Raw genomic sequence first — 21,737 nt, 5'->3', positions numbered from 1 at the left:
ATGCCGCCGTGCGCGGCTTAGGATAGGTGCCACCATGGCCCGTCTTCCCCGTCTCACGCTGGCCGACATGCCGCACCACGTGATCCAGCGCGGCAACAACCGCCAGCCGATCTTTGCCGATCGCGCGGACCACGAAAAGCTGCTCGGCCTCCTGGCTGACAACGCCACGCGCTTCGGCATCGCGCTGCACGCCTACGTGCTGATGGACAACCACTTCCACCTGCTGGCCACGCCCGACAGCACTACGGGTCTTCCGCAGTTCATGCAGTCGGTCGGACGCAGCTACGTGCGCTACTTCAACGACCGCCACGACCGCAGCGGCACCTTGTGGGAGGGGCGCTACAGGTCGACGCTGATCCAGACCGATCGCTACCTCATGACCTGCATGGCCTACATCGACCTCAATCCGGTGCGCGCCGGCATGGCGGCCGATGCCCGCGACTACCCGTGGTCGAGCCACGGCCACTACGCGGGCCTGCGGCACGACAAGCTGCTGACGCCGCATCCGCTGTACTGGGAGCTGGGCAACACGCCGTTCGCGCGCGAGGCGGCGTATGTCGAGTTGGTGCGCGCGGGGGTTCGAGTGGCCGATCAGGATGCGCTGACCGAGGCGACCTTGCGCGGCTGGGCGGCGGGTGATGGTGAGTTTCTGGACTCTTTGCAGAAATCGACCGATCGCCGCGTGGTCAAGGCAAAGGCGGGCCGGCCTCCTTCTGCATCCAATTCATGAGTCGATAACGCGGCCCATTCGGCGTACTGCCTCACGCCATTGCTCCTTTTTTTGATGTGTCCCCAATTTAATTCCGATAAGAAAACTCGGCTTTTAATAAGAATCTGACCCCAATTAAAGTGTTTGGCATTCTTTGTGCATCGCAATATGCTCCCATTCCCTGCGAAAACTGAAGGAGTGCGCCATGACGACGGCTGCCGAGATCGAACATCTCCAAAAACACGGTCTGTATTCCGGTGCCGATGAGCACGATGCCTGCGGCGTCGGCTTCGTGGCCCATATCAAGGGCGAAAAGAGCCACGCCATTGTTCTGCAGGGCTTGAAGATCCTCGAGAACCTCGACCATCGCGGCGCAGTGGGCGCTGACAAGCTGATGGGCGACGGCGCCGGCATCCTGATCCAACTGCCCGATCACCTCTACCGCGAGGAGATGGCCAAGCAGGGCGTCACGCTGCCCCCGCCGGGCGAATACGGCGTCGGCATGATCTTCCTGCCGAAGGAACACGCCTCCCGCGAAGCCTGCGAGCAGGAAATGGAACGCGCCATCAAGGCCGAAGGCCAGGTGCTGCTCGGCTGGCGCGATGTGCCGGTCAACCGCGACATGCCCATGTCGCCCACTGTGCGCGAAAAGGAACCGCTGCTGCGCCAGGTCTTCATCGGCCGCGGCAACGACGTGATCGTGCAGGACGCGCTGGAACGCAAGCTCTACGTGATCCGCAAGACCGCCAGCGCCAACATCCAGCGCCTGAAGCTCAAGCACAGCAAGGAATACTACGTTCCGAGCATGTCCAGCCGCACCGTGGTCTACAAGGGCCTGCTGCTGGCCGATCAGGTCGGTACTTACTACCTGGACCTGCAGGACAAGCGCTGCGTCTCGGCCCTGGGCCTCGTGCACCAGCGCTTCTCGACCAACACCTTCCCCGAGTGGCCGCTGGCCCACCCGTACCGCTATGTCGCCCACAACGGCGAAATCAACACGGTCAAGGGCAACTACAACTGGATGAAGGCGCGCGAAGGCGTCATGTCGTCGCCAGTGTTGGGTGCCGACCTGCAGAAGCTCTACCCGATCAGCTTCGCCGGCCAGTCCGACACCGCCACCTTCGACAACTGCCTCGAGCTCTTGACGATGGCCGGCTACCCCATTAGCCAGGCCGTGATGATGATGATTCCCGAGCCTTGGGAACAGCACGCCACCATGGACCCGCGCCGCCGCGCGTTCTATGAGTACCACGCCGCCATGCTCGAGCCGTGGGACGGCCCGGCTTCCATCGTCTTCACCGATGGCCGCCAGATCGGCGCCACGCTCGACCGCAACGGCCTGCGTCCCTCGCGCTACTGCGTGACCGACGACGACCTGGTCATCATGGCTTCGGAGTCGGGCGTGCTGCCCGTGCCCGAGCAGAAGATCGTGCGCAAGTGGCGCCTGCAGCCCGGCAAGATGTTCCTGATCGATCTGGAGCAGGGCCGCATGATCGACGACGAGGAGGTCAAGGCCACGCTCGCGAACAGCAAGCCGTACAAGCAGTGGATCGAGAACCTGCGCATCAAGCTCGACAGCGTCAAGGCCGAGCCGGTCTCGGCACCTCTCAGTCAGGTCGCGCTGCTCGATCGCCAGCAGGCCTTCGGCTACACCCAGGAAGACATCAAGTTCCTGATGAGCCCGATGGCACAGGCCGGCGAAGAAGGCATCGGCTCCATGGGCAACGACAGCCCGTTGGCCGTGCTCTCCAACAAGAACAAGCCGCTCTACAACTACTTCAAGCAGTTGTTCGCGCAGGTGACCAACCCGCCGATCGACCCGATCCGCGAAGCGATCGTGATGTCGCTGGTGTCCTTCATCGGCCCGAAGCCCAACCTGCTGGACATCAACCAGGTCAACCCGCCGATGCGGCTCGAAGTGAGCCAGCCGATCCTCGATTTCGCCGACATGGCGAAGCTGCGCGACATCGGCAAGTACACGCAGGGCAAGTTCAAGAGCTACGTGCTCGACATCACCTACCCGCTCGCCTGGGGCGACGAAGGCGTCGAAGCCAAGCTGGCGTCGCTGTGCGCCGAAGCGGTGGATGCCATCAAGGGCGGCCACAACATCCTGATCGTGAGCGACCGCGGCGTGAGCCCGACGCAGGTGGCGATTCCGGCGGTGCTGGCTCTCTCGGCCGTGCACCAGTACCTGGTCCGTGAAGGCCTGCGCACCACGGCCGGCCTCGTCGTCGAAACCGGTTCGGCCCGCGAAGTGCATCACTTCGGCGTGCTCGCCGGCTACGGCGCGGAAGCCGTGCACCCGTACCTCGCGATGGAAACGCTGGCGGCCATGCACGCCGACCTGCCCGGCGACCTGAGCGCCGACAAGGCGGTCTACAACTACGTCAAGGCCATCGGCAAGGGCCTGTCGAAGATCATGTCGAAGATGGGTGTCAGCACCTACATGAGCTACTGCGGCGCGCAGTTGTTCGAAGCCATCGGCCTGAACACCGAGACGGTGAACAAGTACTTCACCGGCACGGCCAGCCGCGTGGAAGGCATCGGCGTCTTCGAGATCGCCGAGGAAGCCATCCGCATGCACAAGGCCGCGTTCAGCGACGACCCGGTGCTCGCCAACATGCTGGATGCCGGCGGCGAATACGCCTGGCGCACGCGCGGCGAAGAGCACATGTGGACGCCCGACGCCATCGCCAAGCTGCAGCACAGCACGCGCTCCAACAACTGGAACACGTACAAGGAATACGCGCAGCTCATCAACGACCAGAACCGCCGGCACCTCACGCTGCGCGGGCTGTTCGAGTTCAAGATCGATCCGGCCAAGGCGATTCCGGTGGACGAGGTCGAAGCGGCCGCGGACATCGTCAAGCGTTTCGCCACCGGCGCGATGTCGCTCGGCTCGATCAGCACCGAGGCGCACGCCACGCTGGCCATTGCCATGAACCGCATCGGCGGCAAGAGCAACACGGGCGAGGGCGGCGAAGATCCGGCGCGCTACCGCAACGAGCTCAAGGGCATCCCGATCAAGCAGGGCGACACGCTCAAGAGCGTGATCGGCGCGGCCAACGTCGAGGTCGACCTGCCGCTCAACGATGGCGACTCGCTGCGTTCGCGCATCAAGCAGGTCGCGTCGGGCCGCTTCGGCGTCACCGCGGAGTACCTGCACTCGGCCGACCAGATCCAGATCAAGATGGCGCAGGGGGCCAAGCCGGGCGAGGGCGGTCAGCTCCCGGGCGGCAAGGTCACCGAGTACATCGGCAAGCAGCGTTATGCCGTTCCGGGCGTGGGCCTCATCTCGCCGCCGCCGCACCACGACATCTACTCGATCGAGGACTTGGCTCAGCTCATTCACGACCTGAAGAACACCGCGCCGCACGCCAGCATCAGCGTGAAGCTGGTGAGCGAAATCGGCGTCGGCACCATCGCCGCGGGCGTGGCCAAGTGCAAGAGCGACCACGTCGTGATCGCCGGCCATGACGGCGGCACGGGCGCCTCGCCCTGGTCGTCGATCAAGCATGCGGGCAGCCCGTGGGAAATCGGCCTGGCCGAAACGCAGCAGACGCTGGTGCTCAACCGCCTGCGCAGCCGCATCCGTGTGCAGGCCGACGGCCAGATGAAGACCGGCCGCGACGTCGCCATCGGCGCACTGCTGGGCGCTGACGAGTTCGGCTTCGCCACCGCGCCGCTGGTGGTCGAGGGCTGCATCATGATGCGCAAGTGCCACCTGAACACCTGCCCGGTGGGCGTGGCCACGCAGGACCCGATCCTGCGCAAGAAGTTCTCGGGCAAGCCCGAGCACGTCGTCAACTACTTCTTCTTCGTTGCGGAAGAAGTGCGCCAGATCATGGCCCAGCTGGGCATCCGCAAATTCGACGACCTGATCGGCCGCGCCGACCTGCTGGACACCCGCAAGGGCATCGAACACTGGAAGGCTTCGGGCCTGGATTTCAGCCGCCTGTTCGCACTGCCGAACGTGCCGGCCGACGTGGCGCGCTTCCATGTCGAGAACCAGGACCACGGCCTGGACAAGGCCCTGGACGTGAGACTCATCGAGAAGTCGCGCCCCGCCATCGACAAGGGCGAGAAGGTGCAGTTCATCGAGGTGGCGCGCAACGTCAACCGCTCGGTGGGCGCGATGCTTTCGGGTGCGCTGACCAAGGTGCATCCGCAGGGGCTGCCCGACGATTCGATCCGCATCCAGCTCGAAGGCACGGGCGGCCAGTCGTTCGGTGCGTTCCTCGCGCGCGGCATCACGCTGTACCTGATCGGCGACGCCAACGACTACACCGGCAAGGGCCTCTCCGGCGGCCGCGTGGTGGTGCGGCCCAGCCTCGATTTCCGCGGCGAAGCGGTGCGCAACACCATCGTCGGCAACACCGCGCTGTACGGCGCGACGACCGGCGAGGCGTATCTCTGCGGCGTGGCCGGCGAGCGTTTCGCGGTGCGCCTCTCGGGTGCCACGGCGGTCATCGAAGGCACGGGCGACCACGGTTGCGAATACATGACCGGCGGCACGGTTGCGGTGCTCGGCAAGACCGGCCGCAACTTCGCAGCAGGCATGAGCGGCGGCGTTGCCTTCGTCTACGACGAGGACGGCCAGTTCGCCACGCGCTGCAACCTCTCGATGGTGTCGCTCGACAAGGTGCTGACCTCGGCCGAGCAAACGGCGAGCGTGCATCGCAAGATCTGGCACGGCGGCGAGACCGACGAAGCGCAACTGAAGAAGCTGCTCGAAGAACACCACCGCTGGACCGGCAGCAAGCGCGCGCGCGAGCTGCTCGACAACTGGGCCGTGTCGCGGACCAAGTTCGTCAAGGTGTTCCCGAACGAATACAAGCGCGCCCTCGCCGAACTGCACGACCGCAAGGTCGAGCTGACCAGCAGCGGCAACAACGCGCACGTGGGCCTGGAGCCGCACGCATTGGTCGCCCCGGCCACGACGGCTGCGGTCTGAGCGGCAACAAAAACGAAGAACAGAGGAAAGCACGATGGGAAAGATCACCGGCTTCATGGAGCATGAGCGCATCGAAGAGGGCTACAAGCCCGTCGACGAGCGCGTCAAGCACTACAAGGAATTCGTCGTCGGCCTGACGCCCGAGCAGGCCAAGGTGCAGGGCGCGCGCTGCATGGACTGCGGCACGCCGTTCTGCAACAGCGGCTGCCCGGTCAACAACATCATTCCGGACTTCAACGACCTCGTGTACCGCAACGACTGGCAGAACGCCTTCGCGGTGCTCGACTCGACCAACAACTTCCCCGAGTTCACCGGCCGCATCTGCCCCGCGCCCTGCGAGGCGGCGTGCGTGCTCAACGTGAACGACGACGCGATCGGCATCAAGTCGATCGAGCACGCGATCATCGACCGCGCCTGGGACGAAGGCTGGGTCGCGCCGCGCGTGGCCAAGCACAAGACCGGCAAGAAGGTGGCGGTGGTGGGCGCGGGCCCGGCCGGCATGGCGGCCGCGCAGCAACTGGCGCGCGCCGGCCACGAGGTGACGCTGTTCGAGAAGAACGACCGCATCGGCGGCCTGCTGCGTTACGGCATCCCCGACTTCAAGATGGAGAAGACGCACATCGACCGCCGCGTCGAGCAGATGAAGGCCGAGGGCGTCGTCTTCCGCACCGGCGTGATGATCGGTGCCACAAAGGATCCGCTGGGCAAGGGCTCCAAGGTGACCAACCTCGCCAAGGAAACCATCACGCCCGAGCAGCTGCAGAAGGACTTCGACGCCGTGGTGCTCACCGGTGGCGCCGAGCAATCGCGCGACCTGCCGGTGCCCGGCCGCGATCTGGACGGCATCCATTTCGCGATGGAGTTCCTGCCTCAGCAGAACCGCGTCAACGCGGGCGACAAGGTCAAGGGCCAACTGCGCGCCGAAGGCAAGCACGTCATCGTCATCGGCGGCGGCGACACCGGCTCCGACTGCGTGGGCACCAGCAACCGCCATGGCGCAGTGAGCGTCACGCAGTTCGAACTGATGCCCCAGCCGCCCGAGGAAGAGAACCGTCCGCTGACCTGGCCCTACTGGCCGATCAAGCTGCGCACCAGCTCCAGCCATGAAGAAGGCTGCGAGCGCGAGTTCGCCATCTCGACCAAGGAATTCATCGGCGAGAAGGGCAAGGTCACCGGCCTGAAGACCGTTCGCGTCGAATGGAAGGACGGCAAGATGCAGGAAGTGGCCGGCAGCGAGCAGATCCTGAAGGCCGACCTCGTGCTGCTGGCGATGGGCTTCATCAGCCCCGTGGCCGCCGTGCTCGATGCTTTCGGCGTGGAGAAGGATGCACGCGGCAACGCGCGCGCGACCGTCGACTTCATCGGCGGCTATGCCACCAACGTGCCGAAGGTGTTTGCAGCGGGCGATATCCGCCGCGGCCAATCGCTGGTCGTATGGGCGATTCGCGAGGGCCGCCAGGCCGCGCGCTCGGTGGACGAATTCCTGATGGGATTCAGTGATTTGCCGCGCTGAATTTTGTTTCAATTTCGCGGGGCCCTTCGCGGCCCCGCTATCATTCGCGGAAACCGCATGCCGGGATGCCTGAAAAGGCGCCCGGCTTTTTTATTGAGATGGACCCAGCCACACCGCCACAACCATTCGCAGAGTTCCGTGACGTCACGTTCGGCTACGGTACGCGCACGATCCTCGACGGCGTCTCGTTCACCGTCCCACGCGGCAAGGTCACGGCACTGATGGGCGCCTCCGGCGGTGGCAAGACCACCGTGCTGCGATTGATCGGCGGACAGCAGCGGGCGCAGCGCGGTGAAGTGCTCTTCGACGGCCAAGATGTTGGCAAGTTCGACAACGCGGCGCTCTACCTGGCCCGGCGCCGCATGGGCATGCTGTTCCAGTCCGGTGCACTCTTTACCGACATGACGGTGTTCGACAACGTGGCGTTTCCGCTGCGCGAGCACACGCAGTTGTCCGAAGCGCTGGTGCGCGATGTGGTGCTCATGAAACTCGATGCGGTGGGCCTGCGCGGTGCGCGCGACCTGATGCCCAGCGAGGTGTCGGGCGGCATGGCGCGGCGCGTGGCACTGGCGCGCGCAATCGCGCTCGACCCCGACCTCGTGATGTACGACGAACCCTTCGCCGGCCTCGATCCGATCTCTTTGGGCACCGCGGCCCGGCTCATTCGACAGCTCAACGACACGCTGGGGCTCACCAGCATCATCGTGTCGCACGACCTGGAAGAAACCTTCCGCATCGCCGATCACGTGATCATCCTGGCCAACGGCAGCATCGCCGCGCAGGGCACGCCCGCCGAGGTGCGCGAGAACACCGATCCGCTCGTGCACCAGTTCGTGAACGCGCTGCCCGACGGGCCGGTGCGGTTTCACTATCCCGGCGTCAGCATCGAAGACGACTTCGGCAATGTCGAAGGAGGGCGTTCATGAGCTGGTGGAAGCCTGCCGATGTCGGCTATGCGGTTCGCAGCCACCTCGCGAATCTTGGCTATGGCGCCAAGCTTTTCATGCGTCTCCTGGGTCCGGGCGCGCAGATCATGCGTCGCTTCAGCCTCGTGCGCGACCAGATCCATTTCCTCGGCAACTACTCGCTCGCGATCATTGGCGTGTCGGGGCTGTTCGTCGGCTTCGTGCTGGGGCTGCAGATGTATTACGCGCTGCAGCGCTATGGCTCGTCCGAGGCGCTCGGGCTGCTGGTCACGCTGAGCCTCGTGCGCGAACTCGGGCCCGTGGTGGCGGCCTTGCTCTTTACCGGGCGGGCGGGCACATCACTCACCGCCGAGATCGGGCTCATGAAGGCCGACGAGCAATTGAGCGCCATGGAAATGATGGCGGTCGATCCGGTGCAGCGCATCCTCGCGCCGCGCTTCTGGGCCGGCGTCATCACCATGCCGCTGCTGGCGGCCGTGTTCAGCGCGGTCGGCATCATGGGCGGCTACGTGGTGGGCGTGCTGATGCTGGGGGTCGACCCGGGTGCGTTCTGGGGCCAGATGCAGGGCGGCGTCGACGTGTGGCGCGACGTCGGCAACGGCGTCATCAAGAGCATCGTCTTCGGCTTCACCGTGACTTTCATTGCACTGCTGCAGGGCTACGCGGCCCAGCCCACGCCCGAAGGCGTGTCGCGCGCGACGACGCGCACGGTGGTCACCGCATCGCTGGCAGTGCTTGGGCTGGACTTCCTGCTCACCGCCATGATGTTCAGTATCTAAAGGGGCTCCGCTCCAATCGTTCTAAAGAGTGCAAACCATGCAACGTTCCAACAACGACATCTGGGTCGGCCTTTTCGTGCTCATCGGCGCGGCGGCACTGCTGTTTCTCGCGCTGCAGTCGGCCAATCTGCTGAGCCTGAATTTCCAGAAGACCTACACGGTCACCGCGCGCTTCGACAACATTGGTGGTTTGAAGCCACAAACCGCGGTCAAGAGCGCAGGCGTGGTGGTCGGACGTGTGGAATCCATCGCGTTCAACGACAAGGCCTTTCAGGCCGATGTGACGCTGGCACTTCAAAACCGTTACAGTTTTCCCAAGGACAGCTCGCTCAAGATATTGACCAGTGGCTTGCTCGGCGAGCAGTACATCGGCATCGAAGCGGGCGCCGAGGAGAAGAACTTGCAAGCCGGCGACACCATCACTTCGACCCAATCGGCTGTGGTGCTGGAGAACCTGATCAGCCAGTTCCTTTACAGCAAGGCGGCCGAAGGGGGCTCGAATACGGCGCCGGGAACAGCCAACAAAAAATGAAATCACGACTTTTTGCATCGCATGCTATGAAAAGCATAGCTAACAGTGCCCGCTGGGCAGCTACCGCCACCGCTCTGGCGATCGTTGCCGGATGTGCCACGGGGCCCAATGCCAATCCGGTCGATCCTTTCGAGCCTTTCAATCGCGGCGTGACCCGTTTCAACGACACGGTCGACAACGCGGTTCTCGTGCCGGTGGCCACCGCTTACCAGCGCGTATTACCGTCGATGGTGCGCTCGGGTGTGGACAACTTCTTCAACAACCTGGGCGACGTCTGGAACCTCGCCAACAATGTCGCGCAGCTCAAGCTGCAGGGCAGCGCCGAGACTTTCATGCGGCTCAATGTCAACACGTTCTTCGGGCTCGGTGGCCTGCTCGACGTGGCGACCGAGGCGGGCATCCCCCGCCACGAAGAGGACTTCGGCCAGACGCTGGGCTACTGGGGCGTGGGCGCCGGTCCCTACGTGGTATTGCCGTTGCTGGGCCCATCGACGCTGCGTGACACCGCCGCATTGCCTGTCGACCGCTTGGGCGATCCGGTTTCTCAGATGAACGACGTGGCCTGGCGCAATTCGCTCACCGTGCTGCATGCCGTCGACACGCGTTCGCAGTACCTGCGCGCCGGCCGTCTGCTCGGCGAAGCGGCGCTCGACAAGTATTCGTTCACACGGGATGCATTCCTGCAGCGCCGCCGCAGCCAGGTCTACGATGGCAATCCGCCGGACGACGGTGCGGGCAACAGCCCCGCAGAAGACGGCACCGAAAGCAAATAAGAGCCAAGAAGCGCGGAAGCGGGCGATGAAGCTGCTTGCATCCGGTTGCAAGGCTTCACCTGCGCTTCAGGAACCCGGTCGGCCCCGGGCCTGTCGAATCCGTTCTTGTCGCAGCACCCCTTGCTTTGTGCGATCCGGGTGCTTCGTCGATTTTTCAAATTTGAGGGACTCTCCATGAACAACAAGATCTTGCTGCAACGACGCGATATGGGCCGACTGGTCCTGGCCGGGGCCCTGCTGCTGGGCGCTGCCACCGCCTTCGTTCGCCCCGCCTACGCTGCCGATGAGGCACCCGACGCGCTGGTCAAGCGCCTGTCGAGCGATGTGCTCGAGACGATCAAGGCCGACTCGTCGATCAAGGCCGGCGACGTCAACAAGATCATGCTGCTGGTCGACAGCAAGATCATGCCCAACGTCAACTTCCAGCGCATGACGGCTTCGGCGGTCGGCCCGGCCTGGCGCCAGGCGACCCCCGAGCAGCAAAAGCGCCTGCAGGAAGAGTTCAAGGCCCTGCTGGTTCGCACCTACGCCGGCGCGCTCGACCAGGTGGTCGACCAGACCGTCACCGTGCGTCCGTTCCGCGGCTCGGCCGACGACAAGGAAGTGCTGGTCCGCACCGAGATCCAGGGCCGCGGCGACCCCGTGCAGCTCGACTACCGCCTTGAGAAGACGCCGGGCCAGGGCGCAGGCTGGAAGGTCTACAACCTCAATGTGCTGGGCGTCTGGCTGGTCGATACCTACCGCACGCAGTTCGCGCAGGAAATCAACAAGAGCGGCATCGACGGCCTGATCACCGCGCTGGCCAGCCGCAACAAGAGCAACACCAAGAGCTGACCGGCCGACATCGCCATGCTGGTCCTGCCCACCAAGCTCACCCACGACGAGGCCCCGGCCTGCATGCGCATGCTGCAGCAGGGGCTGAAGGGCCAGACGGATTCGTCGTCCACGGTGGTCGATGCCACCGCGCTGGCGCAATTCGATTCGTCGGCGCTGGCGGTGCTGCTCGAGTGCCGCCGCGAGTCGAGCGCGCTGGGCCGCGGCTTCTCGGTCAAGGGCCTCTCGCCGCGCCTGCGCGAACTGGCAGCGCTGTACGGCATCGCGGGCCTTTTGCCGGCCGCGCCCTGAAAAAGTAACGGCACCTTAAAATCGCGGGCTCCCATGCCCGCGATCTCATTCCAATCGGTCTCCAAGACCTACCCCCCCTCCAGACAGCAGAAAGCCCAAGGCAAACAAGGCTTGCGCGCGGTCGACGAGGTCTCCTTCCAGATCGAGCCGGGCGAGTTCTTCGGCCTGCTCGGCCCCAACGGCGCGGGCAAGACCACCCTGATCAGCATGCTCGCGGGCCTCTCGCGGCCCACGTCCGGCGCCATCAGCGTGCATGGTTTCGACGTGCAGCGCGACTACGCCGAGGCGCGCCGCCAGTTGGGCATCGTGCCGCAGGAGCTGGTGTTCGACCCCTTCTTCAACGTGCGCGAGTCGCTGCGCATCCAGTCGGGCTACTTCGGCATCAAGAACAACGACGACTGGATCGACGAGCTGCTGCACAGCCTCGGTCTCACCGACAAGGCCACGGCCAACATGCGGCAGCTCTCGGGCGGCATGAAGCGCCGGGTGCTGGTGGCGCAGGCGCTGGTGCACAAGCCGCCCGTCATCGTGCTGGACGAGCCCACGGCAGGCGTCGACGTCGAGCTGCGCCAGACGCTCTGGCAGTTCGTCGCCAGACTCAACAAGCAGGGCAGCACCGTGCTGCTCACCACCCATTACCTCGAAGAGGCCGAGGCGCTGTGCAGCCGCATCGCGATGCTCAAGCTGGGCCGCGTGATCGCGCTGGACCGCACCAGTGAACTCCTGAAATCGGCTGCGAGCAACGTGCTGCGCTTCAAGACCGATGCGATGCTGCCCTGGGCCATTGCCCAGCATGCGCGCATCACCGGGCGCATCGTGCAGCTGCCGGCGCAGAACGCCCATGAAGTCGAACAACTGCTGGCAGCGATCCGCGAAGCCGGCGTCGCGGTGGAAGACGTGGAAATGCGCAAGGCCGATCTGGAAGACGTGTTCATCGATCTGATGGCGGGCGAGCAGACACCGCTGGAGGTCGCAAGATGATGGCAGTGACCGGTTGGCGCGCGCTGCTCTACAAGGAGACGCTGCGCTTCTGGAAGGTCGGCTTCCAGACCGTCGGTGCGCCGGTGCTCACCGCGCTGCTCTATTTGATGGTGTTCGGCCATGTGCTCGAAGACCATGTGAAGGTCTACGGCTCGGTCGGCTACACGGCCTTCCTGGTGCCCGGCCTCGTGATGATGAGCGTGCTGCAGAACGCGTTTGCGAACAGCTCGTCCTCGATCATCCAGAGCAAGATCATGGGCAACCTCGTGTTCGTGCTGCTCACGCCGCTGTCGCATTGGGGCTGGTTCTTTGCCTACGTGGGCTCGTCGATCATTCGCGGGCTGGCCGTGGGGCTGGGCGTGTTCGTGGTGACCGTGTTCTTCGCGATGCCGAATTTCGTGGCGCCGGTGTGGATCGTCGTCTTTGCGCTGCTGGGCGCCGCGATGCTCGGCACCCTGGGCCTGATCGCCGGCCTCTGGGCCGAGAAGTTCGACCAGATGGCGGTGTTCCAGAACTTCCTGATCATGCCCATGACGTTTCTCTCGGGCGTGTTCTATTCGATCGGCTCGCTGCCGCCGTTCTGGCAGAGCGTGAGCCACCTGAACCCGTTCTTCTACATGATCGATGGCTTTCGCTACGGCTTCTTCGGCGTGAGCGACGCCTCGCCCTGGCTCAGCCTGGGCATCGTCGGCACCGCCTGGCTGGTGGTGAGCGCGATTGCTGTTCATCTCCTCCGTATCGGCTACAAAATCCGAGGCTGAACGCCTCTTTCCAGACCCCATGACCGCCGAACAACTCCAGGCCCTGATCCAATCCCATCTCCCGTGCGAGCACATCTCGCTGGAGGGCGACGGCCGACATTGGTACGCGACCATCGTCTCGGCCGAATTCGAGGGCAAGCGCGCCATCCAGCGCCACCAGCGGGTCTACGCCACCCTCGGTGCGAAAATGCACACCGACGAAGTGCATGCGCTCTCGATGAAAACCTACACGCCGGCCGAATGGGCCGCGGTGGAAAAGTAAATTCCGGCCCTCGGGCCACCCCATTTCGCTGGATCCTCGATGGACAAACTTCTGATTCGCGGCGGGCGCCAGCTTCGCGGCGAGGTACTCATTTCCGGCGCCAAGAACGCCGCGCTGCCCGAGCTGTGCGCGGCGCTGCTGACCGACCAGCCCGTGACGCTGCACAACGTGCCCCGCCTGCAGGACGTGTCGACCATGCTCAAGCTGGTGCGCAACATGGGCGTCGTGACCGAGCGCGACGACAACGGCACGGTCCAGCTGAACGCCGGTGACCTCACCAACCCCGAAGCCCCTTACGAGCTGGTGAAGACCATGCGCGCCTCCGTGCTGGCCCTCGGCCCGCTGCTCGCGCGCTTCGGCCACGCCAAGGTGTCGCTGCCCGGCGGCTGCGCCATCGGCTCGCGGCCGGTCGACCAGCACATCAAGGGCCTGCAGGCGATGGGCGCCGAGATCGTGGTCGAGCACGGCTACATGATCGCCAGCCTGCCGGCAGGCCGCTCCCGCCTGAAGGGCGCGCGCATCCTGACCGACATGGTCACAGTCACCGGCACCGAGAACTTCCTCATGGCCGCCGCGCTGGCCGAGGGCGAGACGCTGCTCGAAAACGCCGCGCAGGAGCCCGAGATCGTCGACCTGGCCGAGATGCTGATCCGCATGGGCGCGAAGATCGAAGGCCACGGCACCAGCCACATCCGCATCCAGGGCGTCGAGAAGCTGCACGGCTGCGAGCACGCCGTGGTGGCCGACCGCATCGAGGCCGGCACCTTCCTGTGCGCCGTCGCGGCCACGGGCGGCGACGTGTTCCTGCGCCACGCCCGCGCCGACCACATGGACGCGGTGATCGACAAGCTGCGCGACGCCGGCTGCGCGGTCGCGCCGGAAGAGGGCGGTGTGCGCATCAGCTCCAAGGCCCCGGCCAGCGAGCACCTGAAGGCGCAGAGCTTCAGCACCACCGAATACCCCGGTTTCCCGACCGACATGCAGGCGCAGTTCATGGCGCTGAACGTGATCGCGCGCGGCGCCTCGATGGTCACCGAAACGATCTTCGAGAACCGCTTCATGCATGTGAACGAGATGGTGCGCCTGGGCGCGACCATTCACGTCGAAGGCAAGGTGGCGATGGTCGAAGGTGTGCAGCAACTCTCGGGCGCCACCGTGATGGCCACCGACCTGCGCGCCTCCGCCAGCCTCGTGATCGCCGGCCTCGTGGCCGAGGGCGAGACGCTGATCGACCGCATCTACCACCTGGACCGCGGCTACGACCGCATGGAAGCCAAGCTGCGCGGCCTGGGTGCCGACATCGAACGCGTGACCGGAGCCGCCGCATGATCACGTTGGCTCTCTCCAAAGGCCGCATCTTCGAAGAGACGATGCCCTTGCTCGCCGCCGCCGGCATCGAGGTCACCGAAGACCCCGAGAAGTCGCGCAAGCTGATCCTGGAGACCACCCGCCCCGACGTGCGCGTGGTGCTGGTGCGCGCCTCCGACGTGCCCACCTACGTGCAGTACGGCGGCGCCGACCTCGGCGTGACCGGCCTCGACGTGCTCCTGGAAAACGGCAACCAGGGCATGTACCAGCCGCTGGACCTGCGCATTGCGGCCTGCCGCCTGAGCGTGGCCGTGCGCGCCGACTACGACTACGCCTCGGCCGTGCGCCAGGGCTCGCGCCTGCGCGTGGCGACCAAGTACGTGGGCCTCTCGCGCGAGTTCTTCGCGAGCAAGGGCGTGCACGTCGACCTCATCAAGCTCTACGGCAGCATGGAGCTCGCGCCGCTCACGGGCCTGGCCGACGCCATCGTCGACCTGGTCTCCACCGGCAACACGCTCAAGGCCAACCACCTCGTCGAGGTGGAACGCATCATGGACATCAGCGCCCGGCTGGTCGTCAACCAGGCCGCGCTCAAGCTCAAGCGCGAGCCGATCCGCCGCATCATCGACGCCTTCGCGTCAGCCATTCCTCCCGCCACATCTACCGCCCCATGACTCTGAAAGCAGCCCCCGCCCGTCTCTCCACGACTTCAGCCAGCTTCGACGCTGAATTCAAGGCGCGGCTGCATTGGTCCGCAGATGCGGATGCTGCGATCGAGAAGGTGGTGGCCGACATCCTGGCCGATGTGCAGAAGCGCGGCGACGAGGCGGTGCTGGAGTACACGCGCCGCTTCGACGGGCTGGGTGCCGCGACCGTGCCGGAACTCGAACTGACGCAGACCGATTTCAAGGAAGCCTTCGATTCGCTGCCCCAAGACCAGCGCGCTGCGCTGCAAGCCGCGGCCCAACGCGTGCGCAGCTATCACGAGGCACAGAAGAAGGCCAGCGGCGAGAGCTGGAGCTACCGCGACGCGGACGGCACGCTGCTCGGCCAGAAGGTCACGCCGCTGGACCGCGTCGGCATCTATGTGCCCGGCGGCAAGGCGGCCTACCCGTCCAGCCTGCTGATGAACGCGATCCCGGCGCATGTGGCCGGCGTTGGCGAAATCATCATGGTCGTGCCGACGCCCGTGAAGGGCAGCGTTGCGACGGGCGGCGCGGGCGGGCAATCGTCGACGAAGGGCGAGCGCAACGTGCTGGTGCTCGCCGCCGCCTACGTGGCCGGCGTCACCCGCGCGTTCACCATCGGCGGCGCACAAGCCGTCGCCGCGCTCGCCTACGGCACCGCCACCATCCCCGCGGTCGACAAGATCACCGGCCCCGGCAACGCCTATGTGGCGGCCGCCAAGCGCCGCGTGTTCGGCACCGTGGGCATCGACATGATCGCGGGCCCGAGCGAGATCCTCGTGCTGGCCGACGGCACCACGCCGCCCGAGTGGGTGGCGATGGATCTCTTCAGCCAAGCCGAGCACGACGAACTGGCGCAGAGCATCCTGCTGTGCCCCGACGCTGCCTACATCGACCGCGTGCAGGCCGAAATCGACCGCCTGCTGCCTGCCATGCCGCGCGCGGAAATCATCGCCGCCTCGCTCAACGGGCGCGGCGCGCTGATCCACACGAAGAGCATGGAAGAGGCCTGCGAGATCAGCAATCGCATCGCCCCCGAGCATCTCGAAGTCAGCAGCAGCGAGCCCAATCGCTGGGAGCCGCTGCTGCGCCACGCCGGCGCGATCTTCCTGGGCGCCTTCACCAGCGAGAGCCTGGGCGACTACTGCGCCGGCCCGAACCACGTGCTGCCCACCAGCGGCACGGCGCGCTTCTCCAGCCCGCTGGGCGTCTACGACTTCCAGAAGCGCTCCAGCCTGATCGAGGTGAGCGAAGCCGGCGCCCAGGTGCTCGGCCCGATCGCCGTCACACTGGCCGAGGGCGAGGGCCTGCAGGCGCACGCCGAGGCCGCCCGGATGCGGCTCAGTAAGATCTGAAGCTCCAATAACCCCGTTCCCGGGAGGAGCAAGCCAGATGATTCAACGTCTCTATCGTTCGCGATTTTTCCGTTTCGCCACCGGCCTGGTGGCAGGTGCCGCCTTACTGGCCGCCTGCACGCAGATGCCGCAGAACCGCGCCGAAACGGCCGCGATGTCCGCAACGCCCAGCGCCGCGCCGGCCGCACCTGCACCCGCACAGCTGGGCACCCAATGGGGCGAGGGCATCGAGTCGAAGACCCGCACCATCGTGACCAAGCGGCTGTCCGAGCAGCCCGACGAAGTAGCTTCGGTGGGCTACAACGAAGCATCCGCCGTGCGCCGCGACGTGGGCAACAACCCCGAACGCCGGCTCAACCTGCAACTGGCCCAGGGCGACGTCGAATGGTCGGTGCTCGACGAGAGCAACCGCCCGCTGCCGCTGCAGCGGCAGCGCCGCGGCGATGACATGTTCCGCCTCGCCGGCGTCGAAGGCGCGCGCTACACGCTGCGCTTTCGCAACCTGAGCGACCGCAGCTACGAGGTGATCGCCACTGTCGACGGCCTGGACGTGCTCAGCGGCAAGGCCGGGAGCCTGCGCAACGGCGGCTACGTGCTGCGCCCGCAGGAGACGCTGAACATCGAGGGCTTCCGCAAGAGCCAGAGCGAGGTCGCGGCCTTCCGCTTTGCCACGCCGGGCCGCGCCTATGCAGCGAACACCGAAGCGGGCGATGTGCGCAACATCGGCGTGATCGGCGCCGCGCTGTTCGAGCTCGAAGAGCCGCAGGCACCGCGCCGTCCGCGCCGCGATGCCACGCCGCCGCAGCCCAGCGCCTTCCCGGCCGATGGCGCCTACGCGCCGCCGCCGCGCTACCGCAAGTAAATGCCATGAAGCGCACCGCCCGTCTGTCGATGTTGCTGCTCGCGCTCGCGGCCGGCGCCGGTGCGCAGGCCATGACCATCCGCGAGTTCCACACGCTCGAGGTCAAGGAAAAGAAAGAGGGCAAGGCCTACGCGAGCTACTACCTCGTGGGCGTGCTCGAAGGCCTGCGCGAAGCCAGCGACACGGCGCGGCGCACCGGCCAGAAGCCACTGTTCTGCGTCGATGGTCGCCGGCTCGAGCCCTCGATGGCGCGCTCGCTCTTCCAGGCCGAGCTCAAGCGCAACGCCGAGTTGTACGAGGCCGACATGCCGGTGCAGTTGGTGTTGTCGAGCGCGCTGCAGAACAGCTTCCGGTGCGCGTCCTGATTTCCCCATGTTTGCGAAACTGAAAAAGGCTCTGATGGGCGGCACCGCGGATGCGACGCCCACGCGCGCCCAGGTGCGCTTGCAGGCCATGCTCGACGCGCTGGAAGACGAGCCCGAGCAGACCTTCCTGGACAGCGCCGACGCCGAGCATCGCGTCGATATCCACGCATTCGGTCGCAATTTCGTCGAGGGCAGCGAATCGGCCGATGACGAAGGCTACGTGCTCGTCACCAACGGAATGAGCGACCGCCTCATGCCCGCGCCGCCCGCTGGCGTGCCCGAGGGCATGACGCGCGCGGCCGAGCTGGTCTGGTACGTGCGCGACCTGAACCCCGAATACATCTCGAACCTGCGCTGGCTCGCCAAGCTGCCGGCCTTCGACCGTTTTTTTCTCGCCAGCGGCCACCGCGTGCCGATGCCCGAGCCGCCGCTGTCGTTCTGCGGGCTCCAGACCTTCTTTTTTCTCACGCCGATCTACGGCCCCGACGCACGCATGCTTTCGGGCGTCACCGTCGATGAAGGCGAGGCCATCGCCACGCTGACCGTCAACCTCATCTCCGAAGCCGAATACGCGCTGGTCAAGCGCGAGGACGGCCTCGGCGAATTGCTCGACCTGTTCGACGCCAACGACCACCCGATGGTCTTCGACCCCCAGCGAATCTCCTATGTCTGACTCGCTCCCCGCGCTCCAGCGCATCCGCGCCGACGTGCGCGCCATGCATGCCTATGCCGTGCAGGACGCGCGCGGCTTCATCAAGCTCGACGCGATGGAAAACCCCTTCGGCCTGCCGCCCGCGCTGCAGGCCGAACTCGGCGCGCGGCTCGGCGCGCTGGCGCTCAACCGCTATCCGGGCGACCGCGGTGCCGACCTGCAGCGCGCGCTGGCCACCCACGCGCAGATGCCCGAAGGCTTTTCGCTGATGCTGGGCAACGGCTCGGACGAGCTGATCTCGCTGCTGGCCATCGCCTGCGACCAGCCCGGCGCCACCGTGCTCGCGCCCGTGCCCGGCTTCGTGATGTACGCGATGAGCGCCCAGCTGCAGGGCCTGCGCTTCGTCGGCGTGCCGCTCACGGCCGACTTCGAGCTGGACGAGGCCGCCATGCTGGCCGCCATCGCGCGCGAGAAGCCCGCCATCGTCTACCTCGCCTACCCGAACAACCCGACCGCCAATCTCTGGGACGACGCGGTCGTCGAGAAGATCGTCGAAGCCCAGGGTGCGCAGGGCGGGCTGGTGGTGATCGACGAGGCCTACCAGCCCTTCGCCGCTCGCAGCTACATCGACCGGCTCGCGAAGCACGGCCACGTATTGCTGATGCGCACGCTCAGCAAGTTCGGGCTGGCGGGCATTCGCCTGGGCTACCTCATGGGGCCGGCCGCGCTGGTCGCCGAGATCGACAAGGTGCGCCCGCCCTACAACATCAGCGTGCTCAACTGCGAGTGCGCGCTGTTCGCGCTGGAGCACACCGAGGTGTTCGAGGCGCAGGCCAGGCAGATCCGCGAGGAGCGCGAGCGCCTGATGACGGGCCTGGGCCGACTGCCCGGCGTGAAGACCTGGCCGAGCGACGCCAACATGGTCCTTTTGCGCGTGCCCGATGCCGCCAAGACCTTCGAGGGCATGAAGGCCCAGGGGGTCCTGGTGAAGAACGTTTCTAAAATGCACGAACTGCTGGCAAATTGCCTGCGCCTCACCGTCGGAACGGCCGACGAGAATGCGCGGATGCTGGCGGCACTCGAAGCCTCACTATGACCACCCCACAGAGCACCGACCGCACCGCGTCGGTCACCCGAAACACCGCCGAGACGAAGATCACCGTCAGCGTGAACCTCGACGGCACCGGCAAGGCGAAGCTCGCCACCGGCATCGGCTTCTTCGATCACATGCTCGACCAGATCGCCCGCCACGGGCTGATCGACCTCGACATCGACTGCCAGGGCGACCTGCACATCGACGGCCACCACACGGTGGAAGACGTGGGCATCACGCTCGGGCAGGCCGTGGCCCAGGCCATCGGCGACAAGAAGGGCATTCGCCGCTACGGCCATGCCTACGTGCCACTGGATGAAGCGCTCAGCCGCGTGGTCATCGACTTCTCGGGTCGCCCGGGCCTCGTGATGCACGTGCCCTTCACCAGCGGAATGATCGGCACCTTCGACAGCCAGCTCACCTACGAGTTCTTCCAGGGCTTCGTGAACCACGCCTTCGTCACGCTGCACATCGACAACCTGAAGGGCGTGAACGCGCATCACCAGTGCGAGACGGTCTTCAAGGCCTTCGCCCGTGCGATGCGCGGCGCGCTGGAACTCGATCCGCGCTCGGTCGGCGTCATCCCATCGACCAAGGGTTCGCTCTGAAATCCATCGGCGAACAGCTATGAAATCTGTAGCAACGAATTCTGTCGCCGTTGTCGACTACGGCATGGGCAACCTGCACTCGGTGTCGCAGGCCGTGCGCCATGCGGCCGACCAGGTGGGCGTGGAGGTGTTCGTCACCTCCGACCCGGACGTGGTGCGCAAGGCCACCCGCGTGGTGCTGCCGGGGCAAGGCGCGATGCCCGACTGCATGCGCGAGCTGCGCGATTCCGGTCTTCAGGAATCCGTGCTCGAAGCGGCGGCGAACAAGCCGCTCTTCGGCGTGTGCGTCGGCATGCAGATGCTGCTGTCGCGCAGCGACGAAGGCCCGACCGATGGCCTTGGCCTCATACCGGGTGAGGTCATCAAGTTCGAACTGGCCGGCCGCCTGCAGGCCGACGGCAGCCGCTTCAAGGTGCCGCAGATGGGCTGGAACCAGGTGCGCCAAGCCCAGCCGCACGCGGTGTGGGCGGGCATTCCGGACCAGAGCTATTTCTACTTCGTGCACAGTTTCTTCGCGCGGCCGGCCGACGCCCGGCACAGCGTGGGCGAGGCCGATTACGGCGCGAGCTTTACCGCAGCCATCGCACGCGATAACATTTTTGCCACCCAGTTCCACCCGGAGAAGAGTGCGGACCATGGGCTGCAGCTCTATCGCAACTTCCTCCACTGGAACCCCTGAAACATTTTTTCCGACCGGGCCGAACCTTCCACAGCCCGGCTTTCGCTCACTCGCGTCACTTCCATGCTCCTCATTCCCGCCATTGATCTCAAAGACGGCCACTGCGTTCGCCTCAAGCAGGGCGACATGGACCAGTCCACCATCTTCAGCGAAGACCCCGCCGCCATGGCCCGCAAGTGGGTCACCGCCGGCGCGCGGCGGCTGCACCTGGTCGACCTGAACGGCGCCTTCGCCGGCAAGCCGCAGAACCACGCGGCGATCAAGGCGATCCTGAAGGAAGTCGGCGACGACATCCCGGTGCAACTGGGCGGCGGCATACGCGACCTGGACACCATCGAGCGCTACATCGACGACGGCTTGCGCTACGTGATCATCGGCACCGCCGCGGTCAAGAACCCTGGGTTCCTCAAGGACGCCTGCAGCGCCTTCGGCGGCCACATCATCGTGGGCCTGGACGCCAAGGATGGCAAGGTCGCCACCGATGGCTGGAGCAAGCTCACCGGCCACGAAGTCGCCGACCTCGGCAAGAAGTTCGAGGACTACGGCGTCGAGTCGATCATCTACACCGACATCGGCCGCGACGGCATGCTCTCGGGCATCAACATCGACGCCACCGTCAAGCTCGCGCAGGCGCTGACGATCCCTGTGATCGCCTCGGGCGGTCTCTCGAACATGGCCGACATCGACCAGCTCTGTGCGGTCGAGTTCGAAGGCGTCGAGGGCGTGATCTGCGGACGCGCCATCTACTCGGGCGACCTCGACTTCGCCGCTGCGCAAGCCCGCGCGGACGAGCTGGCCGGCGCCTGACGCCCTT

At 65.8% G+C, this 21,737-nt stretch carries 22 protein-coding genes; all 22 read left to right on the top strand.

Translation table 11 applies throughout. The features are described from left to right. Positions 1–34: 34 nt before the first annotated feature. The 22 genes from QFZ83_RS22355 (at position 35) to hisA (ending at position 21,730) form a co-directional block, all read left to right on the top strand. Entirely contained in the window at positions 35–730 is a 696-nt protein-coding gene (locus QFZ83_RS22355; protein WP_307510168.1) for a transposase, read from the top strand. Between the two features lie 184 nt (positions 731–914). Then, positions 915–5,663 carry a glutamate synthase-related protein gene (locus tag QFZ83_RS22350; RefSeq protein ID WP_307510166.1) on the top strand — a complete coding sequence of 1,583 codons (4,749 nt, stop codon included), beginning with the start codon at positions 915–917 and terminating at the stop codon, positions 5,661–5,663. A gap of 34 nt (positions 5,664–5,697) precedes the next feature. Continuing rightward, a complete protein-coding gene (locus tag QFZ83_RS22345) occupies positions 5,698–7,176 on the top strand; it encodes a glutamate synthase subunit beta (RefSeq protein ID WP_307510165.1) in 1,479 nt (492 codons plus the stop codon). Between the two features lie 65 nt (positions 7,177–7,241). After that, positions 7,242–8,102, top strand: coding sequence for an ABC transporter ATP-binding protein (locus QFZ83_RS22340; RefSeq protein WP_307510164.1), 861 nt, complete (start codon positions 7,242–7,244; stop codon positions 8,100–8,102). Then, a complete protein-coding gene (gene mlaE, locus QFZ83_RS22335) occupies positions 8,099–8,881 on the top strand; it encodes a lipid asymmetry maintenance ABC transporter permease subunit MlaE (RefSeq protein ID WP_307510162.1) in 783 nt (260 codons plus the stop codon). Before QFZ83_RS22340 ends, mlaE begins: the two co-directional genes overlap by 4 nt. A 37-nt stretch (positions 8,882–8,918) precedes the next feature. Further along, positions 8,919–9,413, top strand: coding sequence for an outer membrane lipid asymmetry maintenance protein MlaD (mlaD, locus tag QFZ83_RS22330; protein WP_013539703.1), 495 nt, complete (start codon positions 8,919–8,921; stop codon positions 9,411–9,413). 26 nt (positions 9,414–9,439) lie between these two features. Continuing rightward, entirely contained in the window at positions 9,440–10,186 is a 747-nt protein-coding gene (locus QFZ83_RS22325) for a VacJ family lipoprotein (protein ID WP_307510160.1), read from the top strand. A 174-nt stretch (positions 10,187–10,360) separates the two neighbouring features. Continuing rightward, the gene (locus QFZ83_RS22320) at positions 10,361–11,020 is read left to right on the top strand and encodes a phospholipid-binding protein MlaC (RefSeq protein ID WP_307510158.1); all 660 of its coding nucleotides are present in this window, start codon (positions 10,361–10,363) and stop codon (positions 11,018–11,020) included. 15 nt (positions 11,021–11,035) lie between these two features. Continuing rightward, positions 11,036–11,311, top strand: a complete 276-nt coding sequence (locus tag QFZ83_RS22315; RefSeq protein ID WP_013539706.1) for a lipid asymmetry maintenance protein MlaB — start codon at positions 11,036–11,038, stop codon at positions 11,309–11,311. Positions 11,312–11,344: 33 nt separating this feature from the next. Continuing rightward, positions 11,345–12,292, top strand: coding sequence for an ABC transporter ATP-binding protein (locus tag QFZ83_RS22310; RefSeq protein ID WP_013539707.1), 948 nt, complete (start codon positions 11,345–11,347; stop codon positions 12,290–12,292). Between the two features lie 5 nt (positions 12,293–12,297). Next, positions 12,298–13,053 (top strand): ABC transporter permease, encoded by a 756-nt coding sequence (locus QFZ83_RS22305; protein WP_041943354.1) that lies wholly within the window; start codon positions 12,298–12,300, stop codon positions 13,051–13,053. 19 nt (positions 13,054–13,072) lie between these two features. Then, positions 13,073–13,315 carry a BolA family protein gene (locus QFZ83_RS22300; protein WP_013539709.1) on the top strand — a complete coding sequence of 81 codons (243 nt, stop codon included), beginning with the start codon at positions 13,073–13,075 and terminating at the stop codon, positions 13,313–13,315. Between the two features lie 39 nt (positions 13,316–13,354). Next, a complete protein-coding gene (gene murA, locus QFZ83_RS22295) occupies positions 13,355–14,644 on the top strand; it encodes a UDP-N-acetylglucosamine 1-carboxyvinyltransferase (protein ID WP_306880153.1) in 1,290 nt (429 codons plus the stop codon). Further along, the gene (hisG, locus tag QFZ83_RS22290) at positions 14,641–15,297 is read left to right on the top strand and encodes an ATP phosphoribosyltransferase (protein ID WP_307510156.1); all 657 of its coding nucleotides are present in this window, start codon (positions 14,641–14,643) and stop codon (positions 15,295–15,297) included. The genes murA and hisG overlap by 4 nt, the downstream gene beginning before the upstream one ends. Beyond that, positions 15,294–16,664, top strand: coding sequence for a histidinol dehydrogenase (gene hisD / locus QFZ83_RS22285; RefSeq protein ID WP_307510154.1), 1,371 nt, complete (start codon positions 15,294–15,296; stop codon positions 16,662–16,664). The genes hisG and hisD overlap by 4 nt, the downstream gene beginning before the upstream one ends. 37 nt (positions 16,665–16,701) lie before the next feature. After that, positions 16,702–17,526, top strand: coding sequence for a hypothetical protein (locus tag QFZ83_RS22280; RefSeq protein WP_307510152.1), 825 nt, complete (start codon positions 16,702–16,704; stop codon positions 17,524–17,526). A gap of 5 nt (positions 17,527–17,531) precedes the next feature. Then, the gene (locus tag QFZ83_RS22275; protein ID WP_306880149.1) at positions 17,532–17,891 is read left to right on the top strand and encodes a hypothetical protein; all 360 of its coding nucleotides are present in this window, start codon (positions 17,532–17,534) and stop codon (positions 17,889–17,891) included. 7 nt (positions 17,892–17,898) lie between these two features. Then, a complete protein-coding gene (locus tag QFZ83_RS22270; RefSeq protein WP_306880148.1) occupies positions 17,899–18,564 on the top strand; it encodes a suppressor of fused domain protein in 666 nt (221 codons plus the stop codon). Further along, positions 18,557–19,639, top strand: coding sequence for a histidinol-phosphate transaminase (hisC, locus tag QFZ83_RS22265; RefSeq protein ID WP_307510150.1), 1,083 nt, complete (start codon positions 18,557–18,559; stop codon positions 19,637–19,639). The genes QFZ83_RS22270 and hisC overlap by 8 nt, the downstream gene beginning before the upstream one ends. Beyond that, positions 19,636–20,244 carry an imidazoleglycerol-phosphate dehydratase HisB gene (gene hisB / locus QFZ83_RS22260; RefSeq protein WP_013539717.1) on the top strand — a complete coding sequence of 203 codons (609 nt, stop codon included), beginning with the start codon at positions 19,636–19,638 and terminating at the stop codon, positions 20,242–20,244. The genes hisC and hisB overlap by 4 nt, the downstream gene beginning before the upstream one ends. 19 nt (positions 20,245–20,263) lie before the next feature. Then, the gene (gene hisH / locus QFZ83_RS22255; protein WP_306880145.1) at positions 20,264–20,923 is read left to right on the top strand and encodes an imidazole glycerol phosphate synthase subunit HisH; all 660 of its coding nucleotides are present in this window, start codon (positions 20,264–20,266) and stop codon (positions 20,921–20,923) included. Positions 20,924–20,986: 63 nt separating this feature from the next. Continuing rightward, positions 20,987–21,730 (top strand): 1-(5-phosphoribosyl)-5-[(5-phosphoribosylamino)methylideneamino]imidazole-4-carboxamide isomerase, encoded by a 744-nt coding sequence (gene hisA / locus QFZ83_RS22250; RefSeq protein WP_306880144.1) that lies wholly within the window; start codon positions 20,987–20,989, stop codon positions 21,728–21,730. Positions 21,731–21,737 lie beyond the last annotated feature (7 nt).

The organism is Variovorax sp. W1I1 (assembly GCF_030815625.1).
Lineage (GTDB): Bacteria > Pseudomonadota > Gammaproteobacteria > Burkholderiales > Burkholderiaceae_C > Variovorax > Variovorax paradoxus_C.
This window is presented reverse-complemented; position numbering and strand designations above follow the sequence as displayed.